The organism is Ruegeria sp. HKCCA4633 (assembly GCF_013034605.1).
In the GTDB taxonomy this organism is placed as follows: domain Bacteria; phylum Pseudomonadota; class Alphaproteobacteria; order Rhodobacterales; family Rhodobacteraceae; genus Ruegeria.
In genome coordinates this window covers 173,725-195,323 of sequence record NZ_WQGJ01000003.1, presented here as the reverse complement: position 1 = coordinate 195,323, position 21,599 = coordinate 173,725, and the positions used below count along the sequence as shown (strand labels likewise).

Here is a 21,599-nt window from a genome sequence, read left to right as displayed (position 1 = left end):
CAGATGCCGACTTTATCCTAAAACTGCTGGCAAATAGACAACTGTTCAACCTCCGTTTTGGGCTGGTCGCCGCCCTTGGCCCCCCACACGCCAATGACAAAAAGGTCCGCAAAATGGACATCCGTTGCGACTTGGCGAAGGACCGCTTCGAGCGCAAAGCCCACAATCGGATCCCGTGGTAAAGAACAGTAGGCAAGGCCAGTGTTCCGCGTTGTCTAGTTCGCAGGACTGACCGCGTGCAGTCGCCAAGTATTTGGAACGCCCTTCAACTCGTGCTCACCGCAGTCTTGAAACTCGAACGGCGCACCAAGCATCAGTTGCCGCGTGAGATCGGATGCCAGAACCTGTCCTTCCTTGGCTTGGCCCATCACCCGCGCTGCTATGACCACGCCAAGGCCGCTGATATCCTCACCGCGAATTTCAATCTCACCAGTGTGAGCGCCGAAGCGTGCGTTAAGGTCGATTGCAGACAATGCTTCTTTCACAGAACCAGCGCAGGCCAGCGCGTTCGTAGGAGAACTGAACGTCGCCAGCACGCCGTCGCCAGTGAATTTCACCAGATGACCACCGTGTCGAGAGATCTGGTTTGCGCAAATGTCATCGTGGCGGTTCATCAAGTTGCGCCAACTCTCATCACCGATGCGTGCTTGTTGCGAAGTGGACGCGACGAGATCTGAGAACAGAACGGTAGCAAGGGTGCGCTTGGGTTGGATCGTCGCCGGTGCTTCGCCGGTGACAAACTCGACGATTGAGGCCGAATAACTGTCCACGTCGCCTTCCCATGGCACATGCTCGTGGCCGGGTATGGTTTTGTATTTAGTGGATGGCATCAAACGCAGAAAATCCTGGGCGCAATCAGCCCCGTTGGGTTCTTCGAATTCGCGATGTATGACCAAAGTGGGTTGTGAAATAGAAGGCAGCAATTCCCGGATATCTATCCGGGCCGCCAATTCGAACAGGTTGGCGACTGTAATAGGGGTCGCGCTCATCCTTTGGAAATGCGCCCATGCTTCCTGAGCTTCAGCATCGTCCTCACTTGGGCCGAAAGCCGAAAATGGGTGAGGTTTATAGAGCTTCCCCCAATTCTCACGGAACTGTTTCAACGCGATTTCAAGGCTTTCGGGGGTCAGGTAACCGCGAGTTAGACGGCCTTGAGCGTACCCACCACACAAAGCCAGACGTTCAACGCGCTCGGGGCGCATCGCGGCATAGACACAGGCAAGGGAGGCCCCCTCGGAAAAAGCAATGACCGTGGCTGAGGTCATTTCAGTGACATCCATCACAGCCTCTATATCCATGACGCGCTCTTCAAGGGTTGGTGTCCCCTGAATGCGATCTGACATGCCGTTGCCGCGCTTGTCGAAAGTAACCAATCTTCCCACCGAGCTGAGAGCTGTCATCCACTGCAGATAGCCCGGGTTTTCCATGGACGCTTCCAGGTGCGAAATCATTCCGGGGACCAAAACAAGATTGCGTGGCCCATCGCCCCAAACTTGATAGGCGATGGAAAGCCCGTCGCTTTCGGTGAAAAGGGTCTCCACATTGGCAGTCATGCGCCCCTCCCAGTCGTTCTTTGGCCGATGCTCCGCCCATGTTTTCAATGGTGTTCGCCGCGGGGCCAGCGCGTGATCATATTGAGGTTCGAATGGCCTATCGGTCAATGATCTCTTTGGTTGAGCGCAACGTGCGTCATGCCTTAACTGTGATAATCAGGTTAAGAAAACTAAGGGTCTGCACTTGTCCGCAAATCATTCATACAAACAAGTAGCAACGAACGATCGCTTCGAGTCCTGAGCAGTCATTCTAAAATTCAAATTTGATTGTCATGGATCAAGGCGCCGAAACTATTTGTACCTCAATCTTCTCCAATCCAAAAGTAATTGGGAGGGGATTACTAATGACGACCCGACGTGATTTCATGAAAACCGTTCCGGCGATGGGAGCCGCTTTTGCCGTCGCGCCAACGTTCCTTTCAGAGGAAGGTTCCGCGCAAGCTCAGAGCGCCACACCTGCCGAAGGGCACTTTCATCCAAAAGGCAAAGCACCTTCCGAGCACACTTTGAAAATCCTCGCCGAAGCGCGGGAGGCGCTGCCGTTCTCAGATACCCGAGATTTCGACGAGCAGGCTCGTGGTTTTATCGCGGCAATGCCCGAAGACGAGATAATGGCGGATGCGGGCAACATTGCTTGGGACATGGCGAGCTTCCGCTTTTTCGACGAGGACAAGGACTGGCCCGGCATTCACCCTTCTTTGCAGCGTGTCTCACGGCTCAATCAGAACTATGGCCTCTATGAGGTGGTACCAGGCATATATCAGGTGCGCGGATTGGATTTATCCGATGTTTCCTTCGTACGTGGTGACAACGGATGGATTGTCATCGATCCGCTTCTCACGACTGAGCCCGCTCGCGCAGCGTGGAACCTTTTTCAAGAACATGTCGGTGATGGCCTTCCAGTCACAGCCGTTATCTATTCGCATTCACATGGAGATCACTGGGGGGGCGTCCGCGGGATAGTTGACGAAGCCGACGTACGCGCGGGCAAGGTAGAAATTATCGCACCACGCGACTTCATGCAGTTCACAATTTCTGAAAACGTCTACGCTGGTAACGCGATGAACCGCCGCTTGTCCTACCAGTATGGACAACAGCTTCCTATTAACCCGTTTGGCTTTGCCGGTCAGGGTCTAGGGCATCGCGTTTCGCTGGGCGCTCTTGGGCTGATCGCGCCGACAAAGATAATCGAAGAAGACATCGAATACATCGACGTCGATGGCGTGCGAATGGTCTTCCAAAACACACCGGGCACTGAAGCGCCTTCTAATATGAATACGTACATTCCTGATATGAAGGCCCTCTGGATGGCCGAGAATATTACCGGCACATTGCACAACATTTACACCCTACGCGGCGCGCCGGTGCGTGATCCGCTGCGCTGGTCTAAGTACATCTCGCGTGCGTTGCACCTATTTGGCGAAGAAGCAGAGGTGATGTTCCAATCGCACCATTGGCCTCGTTGGGGCAACGACCGCATTCAAGAGATCATGCGGGCGCAGCGCGATATGTACGCGCATTTCAATAATCAGGTGCTGCACTTTGCCAATCAGGGCGTAACGATCAACCAGATCCAGAACGTCTACGAGATGCCCAAAAGCTTGCAGAACGAATGGCATTGCCGCGGCTATCACGGCTCGCCCGAGCACAACAGCCGAGGGGTAATCCAGCGGTACCTCGGGTTTTGGGATGCCAATCCCGCGACACTTATCCCGCCGTCTCCGGAAGACTCAGCGCCGCTCTATGTCGAGATGATGGGCGGATCGGACAAGATCATGGCCAAAGGGCAGGAACTTTTTGGTGCGGGCGAGTACAAGATGGCCGTCGAAATCCTGAACAGGCTTTTCCTGGCTGAAAATGATAATCAGCTAGCTCGTGATCTCTTGGCAGATTGCTATGAACAGCTTGGCTACCAACAAGAAAATCCCGGATTGCGGAATAGCTTCTTGTCGGGTGCTTATGAATTACGCTCCGGCATCTCAGATGCGCCGGTGCTTAGCTCGACCAGCCCCGACGTAGTCCGCGCAATGTCCACCGAGCTGTTCCTGAACTACCTCGGCATCAAGATGGACAGCCGCAAAGCCGAAGGCATGCGGTTCACCATCAACTTGGTCACACCGGACAATGGAGAGAAGTTCATCATCGAACTGGAAAATGCCACCCTGACCAACATCGAGGGGTATCAAGCGAATGATCCGGACCTGACGCTTGTGATCAATCGCTCAGACCTCGAAATGACGATGATGGGTGCGGTAGAGCTGGAGCAGCAGATTGCAGATGGCACTGCTAAGATTGAAGGCGATGCCAACGTTCTCTCACAACTTGCCTCAACCATGGTTGACTTTGACCCATTGTTCGAGATCTTGCCCGGCACCGCGGCTGGGGAGGCCCAAGTCGTGGCGTCCAATGCGTATGAGGCTGTTCCCGGCGCGACAATCCCTGAATAACTCAGCTAAAGGCAAGGTGGACTATGTCACCTTGCCTCAATTTCCCTGTCTTTTGGAAATGACTAGATTTCGAACGGTAGCTTTGTCCGCTTAGCAGGCATTCATTGAATTCTGCCGAACGACCGCTTCGAGCCCGACGTAACCGTGCGTTTCAAGGCCGCTAACAAGAGGGTCAAATGTCTTTAACTTGCCGGCATTTCTTCGACTCACGTGTTGAATCGGTGTAACGCACCTTCGAAACGTCCGAATAGATGGCTTGGGTTTCCAAGCAAATCTCGGTCACGGTAGACAGCTTGTTGGGGGCCGGAAAGCGGACGAGTGCAGAACGCAAGTGAACGTTTAGGGCTTTGTATTTTGCCCCGTTGGCTGACCGCATGTGGGACAGTGATCGAACTGTGATATTGCTTCGGTGTGCACGCGGTTTCGGATATGATCTGCAGCGCGGCGCGACAGACCCAATTGCTTGCGAACGGCGTCAATTTCCTTCTCATCAGCCTCGCAGATATCGCCATCTTCCAGTGCTTTTCGAAATTCGAGCTCCAAGCTCGCACGTCGGCGGTGTAACTGGTCGTTTAGGCCGCTGGCGATGATACCTGCCGGCAATGCCGCCATTCCAATGCCAATCACTGTGATCGCAGCACCGAAGATCTTTCCGGCCACAGTAACAGGTGTCACGTCGCCATAGCCAACGGTCGTCAGCGTTGCCATGGCCCACCACATAGCCGCGGGGATGGAGCCAAACGCTTCTGGCTGCGCCTCGTGCTCTGCCAGCCAAGCGCCGCTTGCGGCAAAGATCAGCATCACCATCAGGATGAAGAAACCTGCAAAAAAAGCGCCGGCCTCTTCCTCGAACACGGCAAGCAACATGCCTAGTGCGGGCGAATACCGCGTGAGCTTGAGCAGTCGAAGCATACGAAATGTCCGAAGAAGACGCAGATCAACCGGGAAAATCAGGTAAAGCAGCGCAGGTAATATCGCTAGTAAATCGATGATGGCGATCGGCGAGACGGCCCAGGCGGCGCGCGTTTTGTAACTTGGATTTTCGGTGGCGACCCACAGCCTTGCCGCGTATTCGACCACGAAAACAAACAGAGAAAGACCCTCAAAGAGGTTCAGCGCCAGGCCCCAACGGAAATATATGGAGTCGACCGTTTCCAGGATAACGGCGGCCACGTTCAGCGTGATTAGGGCAATTAGAGCTATTTCAAGAAACCACGGACCGGTGGCCGCCCGGTCCGGGCGCTCGAGCCACCAATAGACTTTCCTTCTTAGAAAGCCTGAATTTGTCACAGCCTCACTCATGTCGAAACTTCGTCCAGGCGCGTGTCAAGGGGATTGCGATTTGCGATAGCAAAGCGGTCCCCCAAATAAGATTGCCAACCAATGAGGGGACATGTGGGACGACATAGAAACAGGCAATAGCCAGAACAATCCCAAACACCCGTACATCCCAACGGCCGAAATCCGATGCCAAACGGTGTTCTGTGACGCTCTGAAGCACCCAAAGCATTGCGATATAACCAGCAAGACCGAAACAGCCAATGGCGGCATATTCGGTTGGATATGGTTCCCAAAATCCGACTTTGACCTCGGCAGCAAGAGCGACGCCGACCATGACGCCGCAAAGCATCAAGATCAGATGCGCAAGCCACCAGATGACCAATGTCGACACCTTTTTGTCCTTTGGTTTGGCATTGCCGACAAAGTCGAAATAGATCCAGCACATGACGAACATCGACACACCACCGATGACAAAATTGACCAGCACGTCGGGCGAAACTTTGTAGATGCCTTTCTCGGACAGGGTGACGACCAGTTTGAAGAACCCTTCGCCCAAAACGATCAGTGTCAGCAGAGCAAACCGTTCGGCCATGTGGCCAAGGCGGGGAACGAACCGCTCAAAACGCAGGACGGTGACACCGGGGATCATGTACATTGCCTGCGTGGCCACCATAGCTGCCGCGAATACCCAATAGGCAAGCGGAGTGGGCAAAAAAGCCGCGATGGCAAAGATTACCGCAAAGACCGAGAAATTGCGGATCTGGGCCGTCGACATCGACTCGCCTGAAGAATTGGCCCGCCGGGCTCGATAGTACAGCGCCGCGATCATGGCCCTGTTCGCGGCAAATCCTAACGCGAAGAAAACCCAACCCTTTCCGTCAATAGCCGGGATCGCCGCTGCCATAAACATCACGGTACAGATCATTACGGACATGATCAGGCGATGCCAAAAATCCGTACTGACGTAGATCGAGTTGAATATGCTGAGTTCGCCCCACGCGTACCAGAGCGTAATGAACACCCCGGCGAACACAAGAAACCCATGCAGATCGAGATGATGCGAAAGGTAATTGCCCAGCAGAAAGATCGTCACGACATGGATCAGGTCATAGAACAGCTCGGCCCAGTGGACATGATCATGTGCGTGGTCAAGGTCCCGGTGATGTTGGGGCTTTCGCCACATGGGGTGGTCATGCAGTGCCATAAATTAGAACTCTTCAAGGTTGAAAGGCTGTAGTGGCCGACATGCAGCCACCCCGACTGAATTTTTTCTATAACGGAAGGTTGTCGCGGAGACCTACGTCATGCAACCCCCACAATGGTTGTTCAGCGAGGGCATGCCGGGCAACATCCGTCCGTTCGTGGATTTTTTGTGCCGGAAGGACACGGCATTCACGGGTGTCACGCGGCCCTGTCGTCTCGTAGTTGCAGCAGGATGCGGGTGTAGTTTTCTACGCCCTGCGCGCCGGTCACAAGGTGGCGTTGGTCGAACATCATTGCGGGCACGCCTCGAACACCTTGGTTGATCCAGATTTGCTCTTTCTGGCGCACGTGATTGGCCCGATCTTGGCTTTGCAACATGTCCAGCGCATCCGCGCGGTTCAGCCCGATGCCAGCAGCCGCGCCGGCCAGAACCTGTATGTCCGAGACATTTTCGCGGCGTGTAAAGAACGCCGAAAAAAGGGCCTGCTTCATTTCGCGGCCCTTGCCTTGCTCGGCGGCCCAGTCAATCAATTGATGCGCGCGGAAGGTGTTATATATCCGCATGTCATCGGCGTAATTGAACGTGAACCCCAGTGCTGCGCCCATCTCGGTCAGGCGGGCTCGTGCCTGGATCGACCCTTCCAACGTGGTCCCGTATTTCGATGCCAGATGGTCGCGCAGGTTCTCTCCGCGTTCTGCCATCTGAGGATTCAGCTCGAACGGGTGCCAGCGGATATCCAGTTCGACGCCGGTGTCGCGTGCGGCCTTGGCGAGCTGGTGGTAGCCAATCACACACCACGGACAAACAACGTCTGACACGACATCGACACGGAAAGAGGGCGCATCTGGCACGGTTCAGGTTCCTTTCACATCTCCGGAAAAACGCGCCGCGTTTTCCTTGGCAAAGGCGCTGGCATCCGCGTTAGCATCCCAGAACTGTGGGTTGGCCTTGGGGATGGTCAGCGCTCTCTGCACAGCGGGCCGGGCATCGATACGCTCAAACCAGGCGTTCAGATGCGGAAGGTCCGACACATCCACCCGGGCCCAGACATAGGCACGCGCCCACGGGTACAGCATCATGTCAGCGATGGTGTATTCGTCCGCTGCAATCCATTCACGCCCGTCCAGCCGTGTGTTCATCACCTCCATCAATCGGCGGCTTTCGTCCACGTAGCGACGGATCGAGAAAGGCTCTTCGTGGCCATTTGGCGCGGCGATATGCTGGAAATACATTGCCTGTCCCATCATCGGCCCCACATGGCCGACCTGAAACAGCATCCACTGCACAACCTCGGACCGCTTGACCGGGTCCGACGGCAGGAATTTTCCATATTTCTCGGCCAGATGCCACAGGATCGCACCGGATTCGAAGATGGCACGGCCTTCCGAACGGTCCTCAATCGTTGGGATCTTTCCGTTTGGGTTCAGCGCCAGGTAATCCGGCGCCTTCTGTTCCTGTTTGGAAAAGTTGATATGGGTCAGGTCGTAGGGGATACCTGCCTCTTCCAGAAAAATGACCGGCTTGTAGCCGTTCATCGTGCCTGCGGTATACAGGTGAATATCAGGCTGGGACATGTTCAACCTCGACAAAAGTGGATTTCAGATGCGCGTCAAATCGAGCGAAATCGGCCTCGATTTCGGGGTTCTTCATAACATCGAATGCCGCGAATGTCGGTAGGGCCTGCATACCGAAGAACTTGGCGTTCAGATGCATCGGGCGCAGCAGATCGTCAACGCTTGCTCCGGCAAAGAACGGCTCGGCGGGGTTGTCGAATGCTTCTTTCGGCGCATTAAATGTCACCGACAGCATGTATGTCTTGCTGTGCAGTGATCCACCCATGCCGTAGTTGGCTTTTGGTGCGTCGGCGGTGCGACCGTCGCCAGCGCATAAGCGGCCATCCATTCCGGCTGTGTAGACCTCATCCATATATTTTTTGAAGATCCATGGGACGCCCATCCAGTTTACCGGGAACTGCATGATGACCGTATCTGCCCAAACATGCGCCTCGACCTCTGAATTTGCGTCATAGCCATCAGCAACGGTGGTAATGCGTACTTCGTGGCCCATTGCGGCCAACGTTCTGCGTGCGCGTTCGACGAGGCTGGCGTTCAACTGTCCGGGGGCGAATTCGTAGGGCTGGGTGCCGTTCACGATGAGGATTTTACTCATGTCCATATCCTATATGTGCACTGTGTGAACCCCTTGACGTAGGAGGGGGTCGGGAGCATTTGAGTATTGAGGTGTGGAAAATCAACCAGTATACTTTTAGTAACCTTAAAAAATAAGGGGAAGGATAACGATGCGGGCGCGGGTGGACGAAGATGTGAAAGGGCGCCGAATTGTGACAGAGGCCTGCCAGGAGCCATGCGCAATTGAACGGGGCATGCGGATCATCGGTGGTAAATGGACCGGGTCCATCCTATGGCACCTGAAGGATCGTCCGGTGCGTTTCAACGATCTTGCTCGGTTGCTGGGTGGGGCCAGTAAAAAGATGATTGCCGAGCGGCTGCGCCAGCTAGAGGATCAGGGGTTGGTGAGCCGACACGTGATGGATACCGCGCCGGTTTCCGTGCAGTATTCTATCACTGACCTTGGCCGCACGGCACTTGGGTTTCTCGACGAATTGCGAAAGTGGAGCGAGGAATTGCCTAACGGCTTAAAGTGATGACTTTAGTCCGTGTTCAATGATCTGAAAGTCAGAGTTTTTCTGACCGCGTACCGAACGAGGTTTTCACCAATCTGAGGATGAAGTGACAAGGTTACTTAGAAAAGCAATCCAAGGGTTTGTTTTCCCCAAGAAAGTAGTGCGAATAAATTTCTGCGGGCCGCTCAGTGCCATTTGAACCGACAGGTGACGTAACAGCTGTCCCGCAGGCCACGAGTTTTGTTGAACCAAGTTCTGGCATCCTCAGCGAATGGCTGCTTTGCCAAGTAAACGGCAGCGAAAGCCAGTCGATATGCATTGCGATTTCCAATCTGTCCGCAAAGTGGTCGTCCATGCCAAGTGCAGCGAATGACAGCGTTGGAGTCCAAAGGCGACTTAGGTGATGAGCGCAGCATGTGTCGTTTAGGGCGGAAAGCGGGGGGTCGCTGCGCGCGCGGAATGACATGGTTCCAGCTGTCAAAGCTGGCCTTCGAATTGGATCTTCTATGGAAGTGCATTTGAATACCCCAGAACCAACAAGTTGCCCAAATGAAAAAACAATGAGTCGTTCCAATGCACCACCGCGGTGTTCACGGCAGCTTTCTTTGATAGCATGCAAGAAAACTGAGCAAATATTCCGCTACACGCAAAAATGAGCTGAGATATTGGGCGAACCGGCAGTCCGATGACTGCATTCAATGACCTTGTAATTGCGATCAATGAGTCTTGGGCTCACTTGAGTTTCTATGAAACAACACCTGACTGTCGTTGTAGTAGAGCAGAATCAAGATCGTGCTTTTGCAATAGTAGATGCCTTAAAAGAGTCCGGTGACGTAGAGGTTTTTGTGATCGGCAACGTCTCTGGGCTGGCACGCAAAATCGCAACGCATGGCCCAGACATTGTCCTCATTGATATCGACAATCCCTCGCGCGATATGCTGGAAGAGCTGACCGTTGCGTCGGGTCCATTGGAACGTCCAGTAGCTATGTTCGTCTCGGGCGCAGCGGGCGGATTGGCGAAAGCCGCTGTTGAGGCTGGGGTGTCAGCCTATGTGGTCGACGGATTGCAGGCCGAACGCATCAAACCTGTGATCGATACGGCTATCGCCCGCTTTCAGGTCCTACGCCAAATGCGGACCGAACTGGCCGAAACCCGCCGTGCGCTGGAAGAGAGAAAAGTGATCGACCGTGCCAAAGGGCTGTTGATGAAAGCAAAGGGCGTGTCAGAGGACGAAGCCTATGCCCTGCTGCGCAAAACCGCGATGAACCAGAACCGCCGGGTCGCAGATGTGGCAGAAGCTCTGGTCACTGCTTCGGGGTTGTTATCATGAGAACCGTAACTCTGCCTGTTGCCTACATGCCCTTGGTCGACGCGGCCCCGCTGATCGTTGCGCGCGAGATGGGGTTTGATCATGCAGAAGGGATTTCGCTGGATATGCGTCCAGCTCCGTCATGGTCATCTCTGCGAGATATGCTTGCCTTTGGGCATGTGGATGCCGCGCATCTGCTTTCACCGGTCCCTGTTGCGATGGCCTTGGGTCTTGGTGGCATTGCGACACCTTTATCTGCTGTGTCCGTCCTGTCACTGAATGGCAATGTTATAGGCGTTGGAACTCGACTGGCTGGGCGGTTAACCGACCAAGGCTACGGCTTCGATTTCTCAGATGCCGCTGCGGCTGGGTCCGCGTTGGCAAAAGCCACCGGTGACGTGTTGGTCTTTGGTGTGCCTTTTCCATTTTCCATGCACGTCGAATTGTTGCGCTATTGGGTTGCGGGAACCGAGTTGGCCTCGAAACAGGTCGAAATCCGCACCGTCCCGCCGCCATTGATGGCGCAGGCCCTTGCCGGTGGCGAGATCGATGCGTTCTGCGTGGGCGAGCCGTGGGGCTCTTACGCCGCGGACGATAATGTTGGTGCACTGTTGCTACCGGGTAAAGCGATTTGGACCTGCGCACCGGAAAAGGTGCTGGCGGTCCGAAACGATTGGGCAGAGACCGAACCGCACCTGCTGGGTAGCCTCATGCGCGCGGTTTGGAAAGCCGGGCGCTGGCTGTCGAAGGCCGACAGCCGGACCACCGCGTCCGAAATGTTGTCGCGCAAGGCATACCTCAACGTGTCACCGGAACTGATTGACCGCGCCCTTATGGGAGAGTTCACCATCTCGGCGAGCGGTGAGCAGCGACAGGTGGACGGTTTTGTTGAATTCTTTGACGGTGCCGCGAGTTTCCCATGGCGCAGTCAGGCCAAGTGGATCGCGCATCAACTGGCGAAACGGAATGGGATCGATGTTAGCACTGCCGAACGTCAGGCCGCCCGAGTCTTTCGCAGCGATCTGTATCGACGCGAGCTTGTCGGCTTGGGTGTCGAAACTCCCGGCGCGTCGGAGAAGCTCGAAGGTGCGCTGCCCGAGTCGATCGCGGTGGCCTCGGTAAACGGAAGCCTGATTCTGCCGCCCAATGTTTTTTTCGACCGTCGCATTTTCGAGCCCGCTGGTTGAGAGTGCCTAATTTTTTTGCAATGCAGCATGAATTCATGCCGCATCGCAGAAAATTCGCATCCTGATGCCCAAAAGCGGATGACGGCCCGGTTCAGGGATGCCTAAATCAGGACATCGGCAGGCAACGACGCCCACCGACAGAATTCGCCCAAAGTATTGGGCACCTCACGAGAGCAAAGCCGCTCGACCAACTGCCAACTCCTCCTGGCGGTGTGTGTCGGCGGTTTTTTTTGTTTGCCCAAGGGGTTGGGCTAAACCGAAAGGGATCGATATGAAAAAGCTTCTTCTGAGCCTCGCAGCGTCTACAGCGATTGTATCTCCGGCATTGGCTGAATTGGAACTGGAAAAAGACGAACTGACCTTTGGCTTTATCAAACTGACCGATATGGCGCCGCTGGCCGTGGCCTATGAGAACGGTTATTTTCTGGACGAGGGCCTTTTCGTCACGCTTGAGGCGCAGGCCAACTGGAAAGTACTGCTGGATGGCGTGATCGACGGCCAGTTAGATGGCGCGCATATGCTGGCCGGTCAACCGCTGGCGGCCACTATTGGCTACGGGACCGAAGCCCATATCATCACACCGTTTTCGATGGACCTGAACGGCAACGGCATTACCGTCTCGAACGAGATTTGGGAAGAAATGAAGCCCAACATCCCAAAGATGGATGACGGCCGCCCGCAACACCCTATCAGCGCCGAGGCTCTGGCCCCGGTGGTTGAGAAATACAAATCCGAAGGAAAGCCGTTCAACATGGGCATGGTCTTCCCGGTTTCGACCCACAATTACGAGTTGCGCTATTGGCTTGCCGCCGGTGGTCTGCACCCGGGGTATTACAGCCCCGAAAACGTGACCGGTCAGATTGGCGCGGATGTGTTCCTGTCCGTGACGCCTCCACCGCAAATGCCTGCCACGTTGGAGGCCGGCACGATCTACGGTTACTGCGTGGGTGAACCGTGGAACCAGCAGGCTGTTTTCAAGGGTATCGGTGTACCGGTGATCACGGACTATGAGCTGTGGAAGAACAACCCTGAAAAGGTGTTTGGCATCACTGCCGAGTTCGCCGAAGAGTATCCCAACACCACGTTGGCCGTGACCAAGGCTTTGATCCGCGCTGCGATTTGGCTGGATGAGAACGACAACGCCAACCGCCCTGAAGCGGTCGAAATCCTGAGCCGCCCGGAATATGTGGGCGCGGATTACGACGTCATCGCCAACTCGATGACCGGCACATTTGAATATGAAAAAGGTGACAAACGCGAGGTTCCCGATTTCAACGTGTTCTTCCGCTACAATGCGACCTATCCCTTCTATTCGGACGCGGTCTGGTACCTGACCCAGATGCGCCGCTGGGGTCAGATCGCCGACGCGAAGCCAGACAGCTGGTATGACGAGGTCGCTAAGTCCGTCTACAAGCCAGAAATCTATCTGGAAGCCGCGCGCCTGTTGGTCGACGAAGGCCTTGCGAATGAAGCCGACTTCCCCTGGGAAAGCGATGGTTACAAAGCGCCGACCCCGGCAGAGGATATCATCGACGGCATCGCCTATGACGGTCGTACCCCCAACGCCTATCTCGAAAGCCTGTCCATCGGTCTGAAAGGCGATCAGAAGATCGTCGGCTCGGACGTACAAGGCTAAGCCCGAAGCGCCGCGCCCGGCCAGCGCTGGGTGCGGATTCCAAAGTGCCCCGCCATCGCAAGGACACATCAGATGACAACGGTCGATCCCGAATTCAACGCTGACGCAGCCCGAGAGGAACGTCGCGCCCGCCTTTTCACCCGCATCAACGCGGCCGACAAATGGTTCCAAGTGCTGGGCCTCAGCTGGGCCACGCCTGTTCTGAAAGCCGCCGCCGGGGACAACCCGCGCGCCCAAATGACCGAGATATGGCGTCTTCTGGTCGTCCCCCTGCTGTCGATCTGCGCGTTCCTGCTGCTTTGGGGGACACTTGCCCCGAAAGTGCAAACCTCTCTGGGTGCGGTCCCCGGACCGGCTCAGGTCTGGGAAGAAATGATCAACTTGAACGAGGACGCGCAGGCGAAGGCTGTCAAACGCGCCGAGTTTGAGGCGATGGTCGAGAAACGGAATCAAAAACTGATCGACGCAGGCCGCGCAGATGAGGTCAAGCAAGTCGCTTACACCGGTGCGCTGTCCTACTATCAGCAAATCTGGACTTCGATCAAAACCGTGTTTTTCGGGTTCCTGATCGCGACCGTAGTAGCCGTGCCTTTGGGGATCGCCGCCGGTCTGTCCCCAACTGCGAATGCGGCTCTGAACCCACTGATCCAGATCTTCAAGCCGGTCTCGCCGCTGGCATGGCTGCCGATCGTGACCATGATCGTCTCGGCGGTATACGTGACCAATGACGGCTGGTTCGCCAAATCCTTCCTGATCTCGGCCATTACCGTGACGCTGTGTTCGCTGTGGCCCACCTTGATCAACACTGCACTGGGTGTGGCATCCATCGACAAAGATCTGGTGAACGTCTCCAAGGTTCTGAAAATGAACACTTATACCAAGATCACCAAGCTGGTGCTGCCTTCAGCGCTGCCGCTGATTTTCACCGGCCTGCGCCTGTCACTGGGCGTAGGCTGGATGGTCTTGATCGCCGCGGAAATGCTGGCGCAGAACCCCGGTCTGGGCAAATTTGTCTGGGATGAGTTCCAGAACGGTTCCTCCAGTTCGCTCGCCAAGATCATGGTTGCAGTCTTCACCATCGGCATTATCGGCTTCCTGCTGGACCGGGTGATGTACGCGCTGCAATCCCTGTTTACCTTCACGAATAATCGGTGAGCGCGATGAGCATTCTGAGCTTCAAAAACACCTCGAAATCCTTTGGTGTAGGCACCGCGCGCACAGATGTTTTGAAGGGCATCAATCTGGACGTACAAGAGGGCGAGTTTCTGGTGATCCTCGGGTTTTCGGGCACCGGTAAGACGACCCTGATCAACTTGATGGCCGGCCTGGATATGCCGTCGAATGGCGAGGTCACCTTTAAAGGTGACCCGATCAAGGGGCCGGGTCCCGAACGCGGCGTGATCTTCCAGAACTACTCTTTGATGCCGTGGTTGACGGTCAGCGGCAATGTGGGTCTGGCAGTGGATACGGTCTTTCCCGGCCTCAGCAAGGCCGAGAAAGCCGAGAAAGTCGCGCACTACGTCAAGATGGTAGGCCTCAGCCACGCCGCTTCGCGCCGCCCGGCTGAGCTGTCCGGCGGGATGCGTCAGCGGGTCAACGTGGCGCGCGCCTTGTCGATGAACCCCGAAGTTTTGTTGTTGGATGAACCGCTGTCGGCGCTCGACGCCCTGACCCGCGCCAATCTGGCCGATGAGATCGAAAATATCTGGGAAGCCGACAAGAAGACCTGCGTGCTGATCACCAATGACGTGGATGAGGCGATCATTCTGGCGGACCGTATCATCGCTCTGAACCCTGATGGGACATTGGGGCAAGAGTTCCGCGTGTCGATCCCGCGCCCACGTGAACGTGGGGCGATGAACAACGATGAGACCTTCAAACACCTGCGCGCTGAAGTCACTAAATACCTGATGGATGTGGGGATCGAGGCCAAGGTCGAAGGCTCGCGCATCTTGCCGGATGTCACCCCGATCCACGGAGTTCCAACGGCGGTCGCCGAGGCCCAAAAGGGGATGATCGAGAGCCGCTTCCTCGACTTTTCACAGTTACACAAGGTGTATCCGACGCCCAAAGGTCCTCTGACCGTGGTCGAGGATTTCGACCTGAAGATCGACAAGGGCGAGTTCATCTCGCTGATCGGCCATTCGGGTTGCGGCAAGTCCACCGTTTTGACCATGGCCGCTGGGCTGAACGACATCTCGAAAGGCGCGATCAAACTGGACGGTCGTCACGTCGAAGGGGCTGATCCCGAACGCGCCGTGGTGTTCCAATCGCCCAACCTGTTCCCCTGGTTGACCGCCAAGGAGAACGTCGCGATCGGTGTCGACAAGGTCTATCCCAGGGCCAGCATGGCCGAGCGGCAGGACGTGGTGGAGTACTATCTGGAACGCGTCGGATTGGCCGATGCGATGGACAAATCCGCAAGCGACCTGTCGAACGGCATGAAGCAGCGCGTCGGCATCGCCCGCGCTTTTGCCCTATCTCCCAAACTCCTGTTGCTGGATGAACCTTTTGGAATGCTCGACAGCCTCACGCGCTGGGAATTGCAGGAAGTGCTGATGGAGGTCTGGTCCCGCACCAAAGTCACCGCGATCTGTGTGACCCATGATGTGGACGAGGCGATCCTTCTGGCCGACCGCGTGGTGATGATGACCAACGGCCCACAGGCGACCATCGGCAAGATCACCAAGGTCGACCTGCCACGCCCACGCACGCGCAAAGCCTTGTTGGAGCACCCAGATTACTACGCGTACCGGCAGGAAGTCCTCTATTTTCTGGAAGAATACGAACATGGCGCCAAACCCAAAACACCCGCCCCCAAAGCGATTGCAGCGGAGTGAAATCATGAAGCAAAGACTTGTAGTCATTGGCGCAGGTATGGCCTCGGGCCGGGTGCTGGAGCACCTGACCGACGCCGCGCCGGATGCGTTCGACATCACCCTGTTCAACGCCGAGCCGCGCGGGAATTACAACCGGATCATGCTTAGCCCGGTTCTATCGGGTGAGAAGACATACGAAGAGATCGTAACCCATGACGATGCCTGGTACGCCGCGCGTGGTATCGCCTGTCGCTTTGGTGAGAAGGTTGAGAAAATCGATCGTGAGATGAAGGTGGTCGAGGGCGAGAACGGACATGTGCCTTACGACAAGCTGGTAATTGCCACCGGGTCGACCCCGTTCATGATCCCTTTGCCCGGTCATGATCTAGAAGGCGTGATCGCCTATCGCGATCTGGAAGACACCCAGCGGATGATGGGCATGGGCCCGGACAACAAGGTCGTTGTGATTGGCGGCGGTTTGTTGGGTCTCGAGGCTGCGGCGGGTATGGCCGCGCATGGAGTAGACGTCACCGTGGTCCACATCATGGGTCATCTGATGGAGCGTCAGCTGGATGAGGCCGCAGGCTATCTGTTGAAGAAGTCGCTGGAAGACAAAGGCATCAAAATCTGCCTGCAAGCGAATTCCAAGGAAGTCCTTGGGGAAGACGGCAAGGTCCGCGCTCTGTTGCTGGATGACGGGACCAAGTTGCCCTGTGATCTGCTGGTCATGGCGGTGGGCATCCGCCCCAATACGGCGCTGGCACAAGAGGCTGGTCTGGCCACCGGGCGCGGCATTCATGTGGATGACCAGATGCTGACCTCGGACACGGATGTCTATGCTGTCGGCGAATGCGTCGAACATGACGGAGAAGTCTTCGGCCTTGTTGCGCCGCTCTACGATCAAGCCAAGGTAGCAGCGCAGTCGTTGCTCGAGGAAGAGGCGGCATTCGTTCAAAAGACCCTCTCGACCAAGTTGAAAGTCACCGGTTGTGATCTGTTCAGCGCGGGGGATTTCGCGGACGGACCTGGACGTGAGGACATCGTCTTCCGCGATCCTTCACGCGGTGTTTATAAGCGCCTTGTTATCGAAGAGGATCGTCTCGTCGGCGCTGTCATGTATGGGGACACAGCCGATGGCAGTTGGTTCTTCGGCCTGATCAAAGATGGCACAAGCATAGAGGAGATGCGAGAAACGCTGATCTTCGGCCCGGCCTATCAGGGGGGCGACACCGCGGACCCTCTCTCAGCCGTTGCAGCATTGCCGCCTGAGGCGGAGATTTGCGGCTGCAACGGCGTATGCAAAGGCGAGATTGTCGAGGCGATCAATGCCGGGGCCGGGGATCTGGGCGCGGTGCGCGCAAACACCAAGGCCAGCGCGTCTTGCGGAACTTGCACGGGGCTGGTCGAACAGGTCTTGCAAGTCACTTTGGGCGACGCTTTCCAATTACCGACCGCGCAACCGATCTGCGGTTGTACCGACCTCAAGCATGAGGATGTGCGGCGTTTGATCAAGGGCCAAGAGCTGAAAAGCCAGGCCGCTGTCTGGCAGGAGTTGGGATGGAAAACGCCCAATGGCTGTCATGTCTGCCGGCCGGCGATCAACTATTACCTGCTGGCCGATTGGCCACTGGAGTATCAAGACGACCCACAAAGCCGCTTCGTCAACGAGCGCAAGCACGCCAACATCCAGAAAGACGGCACGTTCAGCGTTGTGCCGCGTATGTGGGGTGGCATCACCACCCCCGATGAATTGCGCGCTATCGCCGATGCGGCGGACAAATACGATGTACCGACCGTGAAGGTTACAGGTGGTCAGCGCATCGATTTGCTGGGCGTGAAAGGGGAAGACCTGCCTGCGATCTGGTCGGATCTGAACCAGGCCGGTCTGGTCTCGGGCCATGCCTATTCCAAGGGTCTGCGCACGGTCAAAACTTGTGTTGGAACCGATCATTGCCGGTTTGGCACGCAGGACAGCACTGGTCTGGGTATCAAGCTAGAGAAAATTCTCTGGGGGTCGTGGACGCCGCATAAGCTGAAGCTGGCCGTATCCGGCTGCCCTCGAAACTGCGCCGAGGCGACCTGTAAGGACATCGGCGTCGTCTGCGTCGACTCTGGCTATCAGATAAGCATCGGCGGGGCCGCAGGGATGGATGTCAAAGAGACCGAGTTACTCTGTCAAGTTCCCACCGAAGAAGAAGCGACCGAGGTCGTGATGGCCGTCACGCAGGCCTATCGAGAAGGCGGTAAATATCTGGATCGACTGTATAAATGGCTGGGTAAGGTGGGCATGGATTGGGTCAAAGCTAAGGTCGTCGATGACGTTGAAAACCGCGCCGCCCTGGTCGCCCGGTTCGAACTGTCGCAGAGCATCTACCGCAAAGACCCGTGGGCAGAACACGTCAAAGAAAAAGCGCAGTCCTACGCGCCGATTGCAGATTTCACACTGGAGGCCGCGGAATGAGCTGGATCGACATCGGACATATCGACGAGGTGCCCCTACGCGGGGCACGTCTGGTGAAAACGCATATCGGCTGCATCGCGGTCTTCCGCACAGCCGAGGCGGATATCTATGCCGCGACCAACAGCTGTCCGCACAAGGGCGGTCCACTATCCGAGGGTATCGTGCACGGGCAATCGGTGACCTGCCCTTTGCACAATTGGGTCTTCGACCTTAATACCGGCGAAGCGCAGGGCGCTGATGATGGCCGCATCACCACCTATCCGGTGCGCCTTGAGGATGGCCGTATTCTACTGAACGACGGCGCGATTACCCGGCGGAGCGCAGCCTGATGGATGGAAGTGGTCTGCCCGAGGTTCGCTCGACCTGCGCCTATTGCGGGGTCGGCTGCGGTGTGCTTCTACGGCCCGATGGGGTCGGAGGTTTGACCGTTCGCGGCGATCCGGATCATCCGGCGAACTACGGTCGTTTGTGCTCGAAAGGACTGGCTTTGGGTGAAACCGTCGGGCTGGAACACCGGTTGCTGGTTCCTCGCGTCTTTGGCCAAGACACCAGTTGGGACAATGCCTTGCAATTGGTCGCAGATCGGTTCTCTGCAGCTATCAAGAAGCATGGTCCGGACAGCGTGGCTTTTTATGTTTCAGGACAGTTGCTGACCGAGGACTACTATGTTGCCAACAAGCTGACGAAAGGCTTCATGGGCTCGGCGAATATCGACACCAATTCGCGGCTTTGCATGGCTTCAACCGTGGCCGGGCACAAACGCGCCTTCGGGACAGATACAGTACCCGGAACCTATGAGGATCTGGACGAGGCTGATCTGGTTGTTTTGGTTGGCTCGAATCTCGCTTGGTGCCATCCCGTTCTTTACCAACGCGTCAAGGCTGCGCGTCAGGCGCGCGGCACGAAGATTGTTGTCGTTGATCCACGCCGAACCGCTAGCTGCGATCAAGCCGATTTGCATTTGGCATTGCAACCCGGCAGCGACGTCGCGCTATTTAACCGGTTGTTGAGCAGAATTCACCAGACCGGGCATGTGGCAGTGGATTTTCTGGATCGCAGCACTGGATTCTTCGAAGCACTCGAGCTGGCGCAGCTTGACGATTCTGACGCGACCGGGCTCAACCCCGATGAGATTGAGGCTTTTTGTGACCTGTGGATTGGGACTGAGCGCGTTGTTACGATCTTCAGTCAGGGCGTAAACCAATCCTCTTGCGGAACAGACAAGGTTAACGCGATCCTGAACTGCCATCTGGCCACCGGGCGGATCGGGCGCGCAGGGATGGGTCCGTTCTCGGTCACCGGTCAGCCTAACGCTATGGGGGGCCGAGAGGTCGGTGGCTTGGCCAACATGCTCGCATGTCACTTGGATATCGAAAACGAAGCACACAGATCAGCCGTCCAGGACTTCTGGAAGGCGCCAAAGATGCCAGAGAAGCAGGGGCTCACAGCTGTTGACCTGTTTCGCGCTGTCGAAGGCGGTCAGATAAAAGCACTTTGGATCATCCACACCAATCCGGCGGCTACCATGCCTGATGCAGACCGAGTGATGGCGGCTATCGAAAAATGTCCATTCACAGTTGTAAGTGACCTGACTGCCCAAACAGACACCGCACGCGGTGCAGACGTTTTGTTGCCCGCTGCGGGGTGGGGCGAAAAAAGCGGTACAGTAACCAATTCAGACCGCACAATCAGCAGACAACGCGCCGTTCTGTCACCTCCGGGACAAGCACGCGCAGATTGGGATGTTATGGCCGAGGTGGGCCGCCGCATGGGGTGGGCCGAGGCATTCAGTTATGAGACACCGGCGCAGATTTTTCGAGAATTCGCAAATATGACCTCGCTTGCCGTGGCATTTGGCAAAGACCTGGACATTACAGAATTTTCGGACATTGATGACGCGGGCTACGAAGCGCTGAGCCCGACACGGTGGCCGACGACATCTCGCAAATCGGATGGTCGTTTTTTCGGTGATGCGCAATTTTTTCATCCTGATGGTAAAGCACGTTTTGTCCCTGTTACCCATCGTGCACCTCAAGCGACGACTTCTGAACAATACCCGTTTATGTTGAATACGGGACGAAACCGGGATCAGTGGCACACTATGACCCGGTCTGGGTTGTCACCCCGTCTTTCGGCCCATTTGGCCGAACCATATGTCGAGGTAAATCCGAATGATGTCGATCGGTTGGGCCTTGCTGCCGCAGATTTGGTCGAACTCAACAGCGTAGTAGGAAGCGGTATCTTTCGACTTCGCATCACAAACGCAGTCGCGCCAGGTCAAGTGTTTGCTCCTATTCACTGGACAGGTGAAACGGCGCCAACAGCCCGTGTGGATGCGCTTGTTCCAAGTGTAGTTGATCCAGTCTCTGGACAACCTGAGAGCAAGGCGGCGGCTGTTTCGGTGCGACGTGTGAATGCTTCGTGGTACGGTTTCGCCGTGTCCGTCGACGCGGCCTCACCAACGGCAGAATACTGGGCAATGAGCAAAACGGCCAAAGGTTACAGGATCGAGTTAGCAGGGATGCAAGACATTGACGATTGGGAACACAAAGCCCGCGAGTGGTTTGGACTGCCCGATGCCGTAGTGACTTCAATCAAAGATTCCAAACGCGGCTCGCACAGGATCGCGCTGTCGGACGGAAAGCGCCTTTTGGCGGCGCTCTTCATCTCCCGCCAACCTATCACACTAATGCGAGAATATTTGGCAACTTTGCCTGAGGTCTCACTCCATCAGATTCTGTCTGGCCGGTCATCTGCTGCTTCTGAAGACTGTGGACCAATCGTCTGTTCGTGTTTTGGGGTCGGACTAAAAACCATCATCGACGCCATTCGCGACAAACGTTTGATCGATGTGGACGATATCGGAGATGCTCTTCAGGCTGGAAAGAACTGCGGTTCATGCAGGCCAGAGTTGGCTGACTTGGTCAGGGCGCATTCGAAGTTGAACCGCAATAGACCGAAGAATTGCCTGTTAGATCAATAAAGGTAGACGCGGGGTTTTCGAGCAGGACTGCGGTTTGCTTTAGTTAGCATTCAAATCAAGCATGGGTTCCATTC

At 56.1% G+C, this 21,599-nt stretch carries 17 protein-coding genes; 10 read left to right on the top strand and 7 right to left on the bottom strand.

Going from position 1 to position 21,599, the window contains the following annotated elements; genetic code table 11:
- Positions 1-215 precede the first annotated feature (215 nt).
- The gene (locus tag GOV85_RS10285) at positions 216-1,553 is read right to left on the bottom strand and encodes an adenylate/guanylate cyclase domain-containing protein (protein ID WP_171177661.1); all 1,338 of its coding nucleotides are present in this window, start codon (positions 1,551-1,553) and stop codon (positions 216-218) included.
- A 344-nt stretch (positions 1,554-1,897) separates the two neighbouring features.
- On the opposite strand from GOV85_RS10285, the gene GOV85_RS10280 reads away from it, so the two are divergent.
- Positions 1,898-4,000: an alkyl/aryl-sulfatase gene (locus tag GOV85_RS10280; protein ID WP_171177659.1), complete on the top strand. Its 2,103-nt coding sequence runs from the start codon at positions 1,898-1,900 to the stop codon at positions 3,998-4,000.
- 339 nt (positions 4,001-4,339) lie between these two features.
- Here the strand turns inward: GOV85_RS10280 and GOV85_RS10275 are convergent, their stop codons facing one another.
- From GOV85_RS10275 to GOV85_RS10255, 5 genes are all read right to left on the bottom strand, one after another.
- Positions 4,340-5,302, bottom strand: a complete 963-nt coding sequence (locus GOV85_RS10275; RefSeq protein ID WP_171177657.1) for an ion transporter — start codon at positions 5,300-5,302, stop codon at positions 4,340-4,342.
- Positions 5,295-6,485, bottom strand: coding sequence for a low temperature requirement protein A (locus tag GOV85_RS10270; RefSeq protein ID WP_171177655.1), 1,191 nt, complete (start codon positions 6,483-6,485; stop codon positions 5,295-5,297). The genes GOV85_RS10275 and GOV85_RS10270 overlap by 8 nt, the downstream gene beginning before the upstream one ends.
- 197 nt (positions 6,486-6,682) lie before the next feature.
- Positions 6,683-7,336 carry a DsbA family oxidoreductase gene (locus GOV85_RS10265; protein WP_171177653.1) on the bottom strand — a complete coding sequence of 218 codons (654 nt, stop codon included), beginning with the start codon at positions 7,334-7,336 and terminating at the stop codon, positions 6,683-6,685.
- 3 nt (positions 7,337-7,339) lie between these two features.
- Positions 7,340-8,059, bottom strand: coding sequence for a glutathione S-transferase family protein (locus GOV85_RS10260; RefSeq protein ID WP_171177651.1), 720 nt, complete (start codon positions 8,057-8,059; stop codon positions 7,340-7,342).
- Complete coding sequence (locus GOV85_RS10255) at positions 8,046-8,654, bottom strand: NAD(P)H-dependent oxidoreductase (RefSeq protein ID WP_171177649.1); 609 nt, start codon at positions 8,652-8,654, stop codon at positions 8,046-8,048. Before GOV85_RS10255 ends, GOV85_RS10260 begins: the two co-directional genes overlap by 14 nt.
- A gap of 130 nt (positions 8,655-8,784) precedes the next feature.
- On the opposite strand from GOV85_RS10255, the gene GOV85_RS10250 reads away from it, so the two are divergent.
- Positions 8,785-9,150, top strand: coding sequence for a helix-turn-helix domain-containing protein (locus GOV85_RS10250; RefSeq protein WP_171177647.1), 366 nt, complete (start codon positions 8,785-8,787; stop codon positions 9,148-9,150).
- A gap of 94 nt (positions 9,151-9,244) precedes the next feature.
- Here the strand turns inward: GOV85_RS10250 and GOV85_RS10245 are convergent, their stop codons facing one another.
- Positions 9,245-9,484 carry a hypothetical protein gene (locus GOV85_RS10245; RefSeq protein WP_171177645.1) on the bottom strand — a complete coding sequence of 80 codons (240 nt, stop codon included), beginning with the start codon at positions 9,482-9,484 and terminating at the stop codon, positions 9,245-9,247.
- Positions 9,485-9,875: 391 nt separating this feature from the next.
- On the opposite strand from GOV85_RS10245, the gene GOV85_RS10240 reads away from it, so the two are divergent.
- The 8 genes from GOV85_RS10240 (at position 9,876) to GOV85_RS10205 (ending at position 21,525) form a co-directional block, all read left to right on the top strand.
- On the top strand, positions 9,876-10,460 hold the full coding sequence (locus GOV85_RS10240; RefSeq protein ID WP_171177643.1) for an ANTAR domain-containing response regulator: 585 nt from the start codon (positions 9,876-9,878) through the stop codon (positions 10,458-10,460).
- Positions 10,457-11,626, top strand: a complete 1,170-nt coding sequence (locus GOV85_RS10235; protein WP_171177641.1) for an ABC transporter substrate-binding protein — start codon at positions 10,457-10,459, stop codon at positions 11,624-11,626. The genes GOV85_RS10240 and GOV85_RS10235 overlap by 4 nt, the downstream gene beginning before the upstream one ends.
- 271 nt (positions 11,627-11,897) lie before the next feature.
- Positions 11,898-13,262: a CmpA/NrtA family ABC transporter substrate-binding protein gene (locus tag GOV85_RS10230; protein WP_171177639.1), complete on the top strand. Its 1,365-nt coding sequence runs from the start codon at positions 11,898-11,900 to the stop codon at positions 13,260-13,262.
- A 72-nt stretch (positions 13,263-13,334) separates the two neighbouring features.
- Positions 13,335-14,417: an ABC transporter permease gene (locus tag GOV85_RS10225; RefSeq protein ID WP_171177637.1), complete on the top strand. Its 1,083-nt coding sequence runs from the start codon at positions 13,335-13,337 to the stop codon at positions 14,415-14,417.
- Between the two features lie 5 nt (positions 14,418-14,422).
- A complete protein-coding gene (locus GOV85_RS10220) occupies positions 14,423-16,102 on the top strand; it encodes an ABC transporter ATP-binding protein (RefSeq protein ID WP_171177634.1) in 1,680 nt (559 codons plus the stop codon).
- 4 nt (positions 16,103-16,106) lie between these two features.
- Positions 16,107-18,542, top strand: a complete 2,436-nt coding sequence (gene nirB, locus GOV85_RS10215; protein WP_171177632.1) for a nitrite reductase large subunit NirB — start codon at positions 16,107-16,109, stop codon at positions 18,540-18,542.
- Positions 18,539-18,871: a nitrite reductase small subunit NirD gene (nirD, locus tag GOV85_RS10210; RefSeq protein ID WP_171177629.1), complete on the top strand. Its 333-nt coding sequence runs from the start codon at positions 18,539-18,541 to the stop codon at positions 18,869-18,871. Before nirB ends, nirD begins: the two co-directional genes overlap by 4 nt.
- Positions 18,871-21,525 (top strand): nitrate reductase, encoded by a 2,655-nt coding sequence (locus tag GOV85_RS10205; RefSeq protein WP_171177627.1) that lies wholly within the window; start codon positions 18,871-18,873, stop codon positions 21,523-21,525. The genes nirD and GOV85_RS10205 overlap by 1 nt, the downstream gene beginning before the upstream one ends.
- Positions 21,526-21,599 lie beyond the last annotated feature (74 nt).

Coding starts and splice junctions, on each gene's coding strand:
- GOV85_RS10245 (WP_171177645.1), bottom strand. CDS start 9,484: ATGGACGACCACTTTGCGGACAGATTGGAAATCGCAATGCATATCGAC.
- GOV85_RS10285 (WP_171177661.1), bottom strand. CDS start 1,553: ATGACTGCCAATGTGGAGACCCTTTTCACCGAAAGCGACGGGCTTTCC.
- GOV85_RS10230 (WP_171177639.1), top strand. CDS start 11,898: ATGAAAAAGCTTCTTCTGAGCCTCGCAGCGTCTACAGCGATTGTATCT.
- GOV85_RS10225 (WP_171177637.1), top strand. CDS start 13,335: ATGACAACGGTCGATCCCGAATTCAACGCTGACGCAGCCCGAGAGGAA.
- GOV85_RS10270 (WP_171177655.1), bottom strand. CDS start 6,485: ATGGCACTGCATGACCACCCCATGTGGCGAAAGCCCCAACATCACCGG.
- GOV85_RS10255 (WP_171177649.1), bottom strand. CDS start 8,654: ATGAGTAAAATCCTCATCGTGAACGGCACCCAGCCCTACGAATTCGCC.
- GOV85_RS10220 (WP_171177634.1), top strand. CDS start 14,423: ATGAGCATTCTGAGCTTCAAAAACACCTCGAAATCCTTTGGTGTAGGC.
- GOV85_RS10280 (WP_171177659.1), top strand. CDS start 1,898: ATGACGACCCGACGTGATTTCATGAAAACCGTTCCGGCGATGGGAGCC.
- nirD (WP_171177629.1), top strand. CDS start 18,539: ATGAGCTGGATCGACATCGGACATATCGACGAGGTGCCCCTACGCGGG.
- nirB (WP_171177632.1), top strand. CDS start 16,107: ATGAAGCAAAGACTTGTAGTCATTGGCGCAGGTATGGCCTCGGGCCGG.
- GOV85_RS10240 (WP_171177643.1), top strand. CDS start 9,876: ATGAAACAACACCTGACTGTCGTTGTAGTAGAGCAGAATCAAGATCGT.
- GOV85_RS10250 (WP_171177647.1), top strand. CDS start 8,785: ATGCGGGCGCGGGTGGACGAAGATGTGAAAGGGCGCCGAATTGTGACA.
- GOV85_RS10235 (WP_171177641.1), top strand. CDS start 10,457: ATGAGAACCGTAACTCTGCCTGTTGCCTACATGCCCTTGGTCGACGCG.
- GOV85_RS10260 (WP_171177651.1), bottom strand. CDS start 8,059: ATGTCCCAGCCTGATATTCACCTGTATACCGCAGGCACGATGAACGGC.
- GOV85_RS10205 (WP_171177627.1), top strand. CDS start 18,871: ATGGATGGAAGTGGTCTGCCCGAGGTTCGCTCGACCTGCGCCTATTGC.
- GOV85_RS10275 (WP_171177657.1), bottom strand. CDS start 5,302: ATGAGTGAGGCTGTGACAAATTCAGGCTTTCTAAGAAGGAAAGTCTAT.